Source organism: Nocardioides sp. LHG3406-4 (genome assembly GCF_049897745.1).
Lineage (GTDB): Bacteria > Actinomycetota > Actinomycetes > Propionibacteriales > Nocardioidaceae > Nocardioides.
This window is the reverse complement of the sequence record NZ_JAFCWV010000002.1, coordinates 335,275-344,034: the sequence shown is the minus strand read 5'-3', so window position 1 is coordinate 344,034 and position 8,760 is coordinate 335,275. Positions and strand designations below refer to the sequence as shown.

Sequence of the window (8,760 nt, the reverse complement as noted above, 5' to 3'; positions counted from 1 at the left end):
CGGTGCGCCGCGGGACCGCTATCGGCCAGTCGCGCCAGCACTGTAGGTTGACGGGGACCGTGCTCAACGAGACCGAGGAGTCCTGATGGTCGTCCAGGCCTACATCCTGATCCAGACCGACGTCGGCAAGGCCGCCGAGGTAGCCACCGCCATCTCCCAGGTCAAGGGGGTCACCCTCGCCGAGGACGTCACCGGTCCCTACGACGTCATCGTCCGTGCTGAGGCGCGCAACGTCGACGAGCTGGGCAAGCTCGTGGTGTCCAAGGTGCAGAGCCTCGAGGGCATCACCCGCACCCTCACCTGCCCGGTCGTGCACATCTGACCACGTGACCGCACCACTCTGCGTGCGTCGCCCCGGACTCCGTCGGATCCGGGGCGTCGTCGCGCTTGCGCTCGTCGGCGTCGTGCTGGCCGGCTGTGGGTCCGACGACGTGAGCATCGAGTCCCGCGACGTGTCGGCGGCCGACACGACGACGTGCCATGAGCTCCTCGAGGACCTGCCTGACAGCCTGGCGGGCGAGAGTCGCCGCGCTGTCCAGCCCCACGACGCCCTCGGCGCCGCCTGGGGTGACCCGGCCCTCGTCCTGGAGTGCGGTGCAGCCATGCCCGACTCCTTCAACGACTTCTCTCAGTGCTCGATGGTCGACGACGTGCAGTGGTACGTGCCCGAGGACGGACTCAAGGACCCGTCGGCCGACATCACCATCTGGTCGCTGGGCTACGAGCCCGCGATCCAGGTGCTCGTGCCGGCGCCGTACCGCACAGAGGCGGACGCCGTGATGGGCGACCTGCGTACGGCGATCAACAAGCACCTGGAGCTCGTGCACCCCTGTGTCTGACGGGTAGTCCGGTGCAAATCAGGTCTCTGACAGCCGCCGCAGCCCCGAATTGCACCGGACTACCCCCCAAGACGGGTCAGCGCAGGCCGGTGCCGCGCTGCATGGCCAGCGTGAGCAGCCGGTCGACCAGCGCCGGGTAGTCGAGGCCCGACTCGGCCCACATCCGGGGGAACATCGAGGTCGGGGTGAACCCCGGCATCGTGTTGAGCTCGTTGACGACCAGCGAGTGGTCGGGCATCACGAAGAAGTCGACCCGGGCCAGGCCCTCACCCGAGACCGCCTCGAACGCGCGCACGGCCAGCGCGCGCATCCTCTCCTCGACCTCGGCCGGCAGGTCGGCCGGCACGTCGAGCTCGGTGTGCTCCTCCGGGAGGTACTTCGCCGCGAAGTCGTAGAACTCGTGGTCACCGCCGATGCGGATCTCGGCCGGGCGGCTGGTCTCGACACCGCCGTCGAGGGTGCCGAGTACGCCGCACTCGATCTCGCGCGCACCGACGGCCGCGGCCTCGACCAGCACCTTCGGGTCGTGCCGGAAGGCCTCGTCGAGGGCCTCGTCGACCTCGCCTGCGTCGTGCACCTTGCTGATGCCGATGCTCGATCCGCCGCGGGCCGGCTTGGCGAACGCCGGGAACCCCAGCGCGGCGATCCGCTCACGGCACTCGGCCGCGTCCGCGCGCCACTCGCGCTCGGTCACGATGACCCCCGGCATGGTCGGCAGCCCGGCAGCCTCCAAGATCACCTTCATGTAGGCCTTGTCCATGCTGACGGCCGAGGCGAGGACGCCGGCGCCGACGTAGCGGACGCCCGCCATCTCGAACATGCCCTGGATGGTGCCGTCCTCCCCCCACGGCCCGTGCAGCACCGGGAAGACCACGTCGACCTCACCGAGGGTCCGCGGCGGCGCGGAGGGCTCGCTCACGACGATGTCGGTGTGCCCCTCCTCCCGCAGCAGTGCCAGGCCCGCGAGGTCGCCGTCGACCTGGGGCAGGGCGTCGGCGGTCGTCAGCTGGAGCCGCGAGGTGTCCGATGACTCGAGCACCCACCGCCCGTCCAGGGCGATCCCGACCGGCACCACGTCGTACACGTCGCGGTCGATCGCGTCCATGACGCTGCCGGCGGTGATGCACGAGATGGCGTGCTCGGAGGAGCGGCCGCCGAAGACGACGGCTACGCGAGGCTTTCGGCTGGTGGGCTCACTCATCGCCGACGACCCTAGCCGCCTACGGTGTCCCCCATGCCCGCCGACTCGCCCCTGAAGCCCAGCACCGTAGCCGTCACCGCCGGTCGCCCCGCCCACGAACCGGACGCGCCGCTGAACGAGCCGATCACCATGGCGTCGACGTACGTCGCGGGCGGCGAGGTCGAGTACGGCCGCTACGGGAACCCGACCTGGACGGCCCTCGAGGACGTGCTCGGCCGGCTCGAGGGCGGCCGGTGCCTCACGTTCGCGTCGGGCCTCGCGGCGGTCGCGACCGTGCTGGACCTGGTCGGCACCGGCGCGAAGGTCGTGGCGCCACGGCACGCCTACAACGGCACCGTCATGCAGCTGGCCGACCTCGAGGCACGCGGGAGGCTCCGGGTCGAGCTGGTCGACATCACCGATACCGATGCCGTGGTGCGCGCCTGCGACGACGCCGCCCTGGTCTGGCTGGAGTCGCCGACGAACCCCGCCCTCGAGATCGCCGACATCGCGACCATCACCGCAGCCGCGCACGAGGCCGGGGCCTACGTCGTCGTCGACAACACGTTCGCCACTCCCCTGCTCCAGACCCCGCTCGCCGACGGGGTGGACGTGGTGGTGCACTCCGCGACCAAGTACCTCGCCGGGCACAGCGACGTGCTCATGGGAGCGGTGATGACCGGCGACGACGAGCTGTACGCCGTGCTCAAGGGCCGCCGCGACCTGCTGGGCGCCGTTCCTGGAGCCTTCGAGGCGTGGCTGACGCTGCGTGGCCTGCGCACCCTGCACCTGCGCGTGGAGCGCGCTCAGGACAACGCCCGCGAGCTGGCCCGGCGGCTGGGCGAGCACCCGGCGGTCGGCGAGGTGCGCTACCCCGGGTTCGGCGGGATCGTGGCGATCGTCCTGGCGCAGGGACCCCTGGCCGCGGACCTGCTCACCCGCAAGACGAAGCTGTGGGTGCACGCCACGTCGCTGGGCGGCGTCGAGTCGACGTTCGAGCGGCGCCGCAGGTGGAAGACCGAGCCCACCACCATCCCAGACGCCCTGGTGCGGATGTCGGTGGGCATCGAGGACGTCGACGACCTCTGGGGCGACCTGGTGCGCGCCCTCGACACGCTGTCCTGATCCGTCGCCCGCCTCGGTTTCGAGGCTCGCTGCGCTCGCACCTCAACCAGCGGCGCCGCTGGTTGAGGTGCGAGGAGCGCCAGCGGCGCGAGCTAGTCGGTCTCGGCCTTGGTGTCGCGGGCGACGAACCGCTCCATCATCTCTGGCGCGGTCAGCTTGCCGGCGACCACGTCATCGACGTGCTCGGCCATCGGCGCGTCGACGCCGGTCCGCTCGGCGAGGGCGCGCAGCGACGAGCAGGACTTGGCGCCCTCGGCAACCTGGCGGGTGGAGTCGTAGATCTCCTGCGTGGTCATACCCTGGCCGAGCTTCTCCCCGAAGGTGCGGTTGCGCGACAGCGGCGACGAGCAGGTCGCGACCAGGTCACCGAGCCCCGCGAGACCCATCAGGGTCATCGGGTTCGCGTTGAGCGCCATGGCGAGACGGGCCGTCTCGGCCAGTCCGCGGGTGATGACGGAGGCGGTGGTGTTGTCGCCGAACCCGAGGCCGACAGCCATGCCGACGGCCAGGCCGACGACGTTCTTGTAGGCCCCACCGAGCTCGCAGCCCAGCACGTCGACCGATGTGTAGGGGCGGAACGCCGCAGAGTGGCACAGCGCCTGCAGCCGGCGGGCGACGTCCTCGTCCTCACACGCCACGACCGAGGCGGCCGGCTCACGTCGCGCGATCTCCTTCGACAGGTTCGGCCCGCTGACGACCGCGATCCGGTCGGGGCCGGCTCCGGTCTCCTCGGCGATCACCTGGCTCATCCGGTCCAGGGTCCCGAGCTCGACGCCCTTCATCAGCGAGACGATCACCGAGCTCTCGGGCAGGACCGGGGCCCACTCCTTCAGGTTGGCCCGGAAGGTCTGCGACGGGACCACCATGAAGACGGCCTCGGCGCCGGCGGCGGCCTCCTCGTGGTCGTGGGTCGCCCGGATCGTGGGCGGCAGCTCGATGCCCGGCAGGTAGTCGGCGTTCTGGTGGGTCGCGTTGATCGTCTCGCAGACCTCCTCGCGCCGCCCCCACAGCGTCACGTCGTTGCCGGCGTCGGCCAGCACGATGGAGAACGCCGTACCCCACGATCCGGCGCCGAACACCGCCACCTTCGTCATTGCTGGTCCTTCCGACGTGCACGCTTGTTGGGATTGCCGATCACGTTCACACCAGCCGCGCTGGGGTCGAACCGCTCCACCGGCGCCTTCTCGCCACGCAGCTCCTCCACGACGGCCACGATGGCGGCCATGATCCGATCGGTGGCCTGCTGCACGACGGCCGGCGTCGCCTCGACGGCGAGGAGGTCGGCGAGCGGCACCGGGTCGGCGGCCTTCATGGTGATGTGCTTGCGGGGGAAGAGGTCGGGCCTGACCGAGTACGGCGGCAGCAGCCGCTGCGCGCCCCACTGGCCCACCGGGATCACGGGCGCGCCGGTGGCGAGCGCGAGCCGCGCCGCCCCGGACTTGCCCCGCATGGGCCACAGGTCGGGGTCTCGGGTGAGGGTGCCCTCGGGGTACACGACGACGCACTCGCCGGCCTCGATCGCCGCCACCGCGGCGTCGTAGGCGCCGACCGCGCCGGCGGTGAGCCGCTCCACGGGGATCTGCCCGGCCGACCCGAGGAAGCCGCCCAGGTAGCGGTTGCGGAACAGGCCCGACTTGGCGAGGTAGCGGGGCAACCGGCCGTGGTCGAACACGAAGTGCGCCGACAGCAGCGGGTCGACGTGGGAGATGTGGTTGACCACCACGATGCAGCCACCCGTGGCGGGGATCTTCTCGCCGTCGATCCAGGTGCGGGAGGTGGCGGCGATCAACGTGGGCTTGAGGATCGAAGCGGCGACGGTGAAGGCCCAACCGCGCTTCTTCTCCAGCTTGCGAACCCGCACCGACGACCTCGTTCTTCTCGTGTTCCGGACTGGTGCCCTGCTGGGTGCCCCGGACTGGTCAGTGCAGGCTACTCGCTCGGATGGCGCGGGTACTGGCAAGATCGAGGCGATGCCCGAATCCCCTCGCTTCGTCGTCCTCGTGCCGGTCAAGACGTTGGCACTGGCGAAGTCACGCCTCACCGGGCTCCCCGACGAACGCCGGCAGGACCTCGCCGCGGCCTTCGCCCAGGACACCATCGCCGCCGTCCTCGACACCACGCTCGTCGAGCGGGTCATGGTGCTCACCGACGACTTCCGGTTCGCCGACAAGCTGGCCTCGGCCGGCTGCACGGTGATCCCGGACGGGGCCAGCGACGACCTCAACGCCAGCCTCCGGCAGGCCGCGGCCGAAGCCCACCGACGCTGGCCCCGGTTGCGGCCGGTGGCGCTGGCCGCCGATCTGCCCGCGCTGAAGGCCGTGGACCTGTCCCAAGCCCTGGCCGAGGTGCCCTCCGGGCCGGCGTACGTCGCGGACCACGCGGGTTCCGGCACCACCCTCTACACCGCGTCGTACGCCGAGTTCGCGCCGTCGTTCGGCAACGACTCGGCGGCTGAGCACGCACGCGCGGGGGCGACCAGCATCGACGGTGACCTGCCCACGCTGCGGCTCGACGTCGACGACGTCGGCGACCTGGGCCGCGCGCTGTCGCTCGGCGTCGGCATCCACACGGCCGCGGTCACCGGCCGCGTGTGAACGGACCACAGACGCGCTGACCCCGCCCGGTCGGACCGGGCGGGGTCAGAGCTGGGACAGGCTGCGGGTCAGGACCTCTTGGTGGCCTTCTTCGCAGTCGCCTTCTTGGTGGTCGAGGCCTTCTTGGCGGTCGTCTTCTTGGCAGTGGCCGTCTTGGCAGGAGCCTTCTTGGCGGCCGTCTTGGCCGTCGTGGTCTTGGCCGTCGTCTTCTTCGCCGGTGCCGACTTCTTGGTGGTCGAGGCGGTCTTCGCCGGCGCCTTCTTCGCCGAGGCGGCCTTGGTGGCCGTGGCCCTCTTCGCCGGAGCAGCCTTCTTCGTGGTGGTCGCCGCCTTGCGGGTGGCCGACCCAGCAGCCGAAGCCGCCTTCTTGGCCGGTGCAGCTGCCTTCTTGGCCGGCGCGGCGAGCGACAGCTTGGGCAGCTTCTTCGCGCCCGAGACGATGTTCTTCAGGTCCTGCCCGGCCTTGAAGGCAGGGACGGCCGTCTTCTTGGACTTCATGCGTTCGCCGGTCTGCGGGTTGCGGACCCAACGCGCCGCGCGGACGCGCTTCTCGAACGACCCGAAGCCGGTGATGGCGACCTTCTCGCCCTTCGCGACCTCGCGAGTGACCGTGTCCAGGACCGACTCGAGCGCATGGGCCGCGGCCTTGCGGTTCCCCTCGTAGCGCGCAGCGAGCGCGTCGATGAGCTGTGACTTGTTCACTAGCTTCCCTTCCAATGAACTACTGCGGCCGAGCCGGTGCTCGACGCCTGCCCTGAACGCTAGGTATTCGCGGGCCCGGTAACAATCACCGTCGACGTTTTTCGCAATGTTTTTTCAGGGCCCGCAAATGGCCGATCCCGCTCAACTGAGGGGTTTTCGCCGGAGCGACGCCCCGCAAAATGCCGGAAACCCTTGCGTGGCAAGGGTTTCCGGGATCCCGCAGGCGATTCGGACGTCAGAGAGTGGCGGGCTTCCAGCTCGGTCGGCTCGACTCATAGGTTGCGATGTCGGCCTCGTGTCCGAGGGTGATGCCGATGTCGTCGAGGCCCTCGAGCAGCCGCCAGCGCGTGTAGTCGTCGATGTCGAAGGAGTCCTCGATGGCGTCGGGACCCTCACCGGCACGCACCGTGCGGGCCTCGAGGTCCACGCTGACGGTGGTGCCGGGCCGCTCCTCGAGGAGGTCCCAGAGCCTCTGCACGACCTTCTCGTCGACCTGCGCGGCCAGCAGCCCGGCCTTGCCGGAGTTGCCGCGGAAGATGTCACCGAAGCGTGGCGAGATGACGACCCGGAAGCCGTAGTTCTGCAACGCCCAGACGGCGTGCTCGCGCGACGAGCCGGTGCCGAAGTCGGGACCGGCGACGAGCACCGAGCCCTCGGCGTACTCCGGGCGGTTGAGCACGAAGGACCTGTCGTTGCGCCAGGCCGCGAACAGGCCGTCCTCGAACCCGTCGCGGGTCACCCGCTTGAGGTAGACGGCCGGGATGATCTGGTCGGTGTCGACGTTGTTGCGGCGCAGCGGGACCCCGACGCCGGTGTGCTGGGTGAACGCGTCCATGTCAGGCCTCCTGTGCGGTCGGGACGAGGTCAGAGGGCGAGGAAAGCGTGCCGCGCACGGCGGTGGCCGCGGCCACCGGCACCGACACGAGGTGGGTGCGACCACCCTTGCCCTGGCGTCCCTCGAAGTTGCGGTTCGACGTCGACGCACTGCGCTCCTGGGGAGCGAGCTGGTCGGGGTTCATGCCCAGGCACATCGAGCACCCGGCGCCGCGCCACTCGGCTCCGGCATCCAGGAAGACCCGGTCCAGGCCCTCCTCCTCGGCCTGGAGGCGGACGCGCACGGATCCGGGTACGACGAGGAGTCTCGTGCCGTCGGCCACGGTGTGCCCCTTGAGGATCTCGGCAGCAAGCCGGAGGTCCTCGATGCGGCCGTTGGTGCAGGAGCCGACGAAGACGGTGTCGACCCGCACGTCGCGCATGGGCGTGCCTGCCTCGAGGCCCATGTACTCCAGCGCCTTCTGGGTGGAGACCTTGTCGTCGGGCTCGTCGAAGTCGTCGGGGCTGGGCACCGAGGCACCGAGCGGCACGCCCTGGCCGGGGTTGGTCCCCCACGTGACGAACGGCGTCATGGTCGAGGCGTCGAGCACGATCTCGGCGTCGTACGTCGCGTCGTCGTCGGTCAGGAGCGTCGACCAGTGCGCCACGGCGGTGTCCCAGTCGGCGCCCTTGGGGGCCTCGGGGCGGCCCTTGAGATAGTCGTACGTCGTCTGGTCGGGCGCGATGAGGCCGGCCTTGGCGCCCCACTCGATGGACATGTTGCACACCGTCATCCGGCCCTCCATCGAGAGCTCCTCGATGGCCGGGCCGCGGTACTCCACGATGTAGCCCTGGCCGCCACCGGTGCCGGTGTGCGCGATCAGGGTGAGCACCAGGTCCTTCGCGGTGACGCCGGCGGGCAGGCTGCCGTTGACCGTGACGGCCATCGTCTTCGGCCTGGCCTGGCTCAGCGTCTGGGTCGCCAGCACGTGCTCGACCTCGGAGGTGCCGATGCCGAAGGCGATCGCGCCGAACGCCCCATGAGTGCTGGTGTGGCTGTCGCCGCACACGATCGTCATGCCCGGCTGGGTCAGGCCGAGCTGCGGGCCGATGATGTGCACGATGCCCTGCTCGATGTCGCCGAGCGGGTGCAGCCGGACGCCGAAGTCGGCGGCGTTCTTGCGGAGCGTGTCGACCTGCGTCTTGCTCACCGGGTCGGCGATGGGCAGGTCCCAGTCGACCGTGGGAACGTTGTGGTCCTCGGTGGCCAGCGTCAGGTCCGGGCGGCGTACGGTGCGGCCGGTCAGGCGCAGGCCGTCGAACGCCTGCGGGCTGGTCACCTCGTGGATCAGGTGGAGATCGATGTAGAGAAGGTCGGGCTCCCCGGGGGCACTGCGGACCACATGCTCGTCCCACACCTTCTCAGCCAGGGTCTTGCCCATCGCGTTCTCCTCACTCCTCGGTTAGATCACACAGGCTACCCCTTGCATCCCATGTTATGAGACGGC

The 8,760-nt window shown here is 70.3% G+C and carries 10 protein-coding genes; 4 read left to right on the top strand and 6 right to left on the bottom strand.

Features of this window, described 5'->3' with window-relative positions; translation table 11 throughout:
- Window positions 1–85: 85 nt before the first annotated feature.
- Together ACP7BP_RS07695 and ACP7BP_RS07690 are read left to right on the top strand one after the other, a co-directional pair.
- Entirely contained in the window at window positions 86–322 is a 237-nt protein-coding gene (locus ACP7BP_RS07695) for an Lrp/AsnC family transcriptional regulator (protein ID WP_426243984.1), read from the top strand.
- Window positions 323–326: 4 nt separating this feature from the next.
- Window positions 327–839 (top strand): DUF3515 domain-containing protein, encoded by a 513-nt coding sequence (locus ACP7BP_RS07690; protein ID WP_426243983.1) that lies wholly within the window; start codon window positions 327–329, stop codon window positions 837–839.
- A gap of 76 nt (window positions 840–915) precedes the next feature.
- Here the strand turns inward: ACP7BP_RS07690 and ACP7BP_RS07685 are convergent, their stop codons facing one another.
- A complete protein-coding gene (locus ACP7BP_RS07685) occupies window positions 916–2,040 on the bottom strand; it encodes a D-alanine--D-alanine ligase family protein (RefSeq protein WP_426243982.1) in 1,125 nt (374 codons plus the stop codon).
- A 33-nt stretch (window positions 2,041–2,073) separates the two neighbouring features.
- On the opposite strand from ACP7BP_RS07685, the gene ACP7BP_RS07680 reads away from it, so the two are divergent.
- Window positions 2,074–3,144, top strand: a complete 1,071-nt coding sequence (locus ACP7BP_RS07680; RefSeq protein ID WP_426243981.1) for a trans-sulfuration enzyme family protein — start codon at window positions 2,074–2,076, stop codon at window positions 3,142–3,144.
- 92 nt (window positions 3,145–3,236) lie between these two features.
- Here ACP7BP_RS07680 and ACP7BP_RS07675 read toward each other — a convergent pair whose 3' ends face one another.
- The gene (locus tag ACP7BP_RS07675) at window positions 3,237–4,238 is read right to left on the bottom strand and encodes an NAD(P)H-dependent glycerol-3-phosphate dehydrogenase (protein WP_426243980.1); all 1,002 of its coding nucleotides are present in this window, start codon (window positions 4,236–4,238) and stop codon (window positions 3,237–3,239) included.
- Window positions 4,235–5,005, bottom strand: a complete 771-nt coding sequence (locus tag ACP7BP_RS07670; protein ID WP_426243979.1) for a lysophospholipid acyltransferase family protein — start codon at window positions 5,003–5,005, stop codon at window positions 4,235–4,237. The genes ACP7BP_RS07675 and ACP7BP_RS07670 overlap by 4 nt, the downstream gene beginning before the upstream one ends.
- 109 nt (window positions 5,006–5,114) lie before the next feature.
- Between ACP7BP_RS07670 and cofC the strand changes: the two genes are divergently transcribed.
- Window positions 5,115–5,738 carry a 2-phospho-L-lactate guanylyltransferase gene (cofC, locus tag ACP7BP_RS07665; protein ID WP_426243978.1) on the top strand — a complete coding sequence of 208 codons (624 nt, stop codon included), beginning with the start codon at window positions 5,115–5,117 and terminating at the stop codon, window positions 5,736–5,738.
- A 68-nt stretch (window positions 5,739–5,806) separates the two neighbouring features.
- Here cofC and ACP7BP_RS07660 read toward each other — a convergent pair whose 3' ends face one another.
- The 3 genes from ACP7BP_RS07660 to leuC all read right to left on the bottom strand — a co-directional run bounded on the left by ACP7BP_RS07660 (window position 5,807) and on the right by leuC (window position 8,694).
- A complete protein-coding gene (locus ACP7BP_RS07660) occupies window positions 5,807–6,439 on the bottom strand; it encodes an HU family DNA-binding protein (RefSeq protein WP_426243977.1) in 633 nt (210 codons plus the stop codon).
- 235 nt (window positions 6,440–6,674) lie between these two features.
- Complete coding sequence (leuD, locus tag ACP7BP_RS07655) at window positions 6,675–7,274, bottom strand: 3-isopropylmalate dehydratase small subunit (RefSeq protein WP_426243976.1); 600 nt, start codon at window positions 7,272–7,274, stop codon at window positions 6,675–6,677.
- A gap of 1 nt (window position 7,275) precedes the next feature.
- Window positions 7,276–8,694, bottom strand: coding sequence for a 3-isopropylmalate dehydratase large subunit (leuC, locus tag ACP7BP_RS07650; protein WP_426243975.1), 1,419 nt, complete (start codon window positions 8,692–8,694; stop codon window positions 7,276–7,278).
- Window positions 8,695–8,760: the final 66 nt, after the last annotated feature.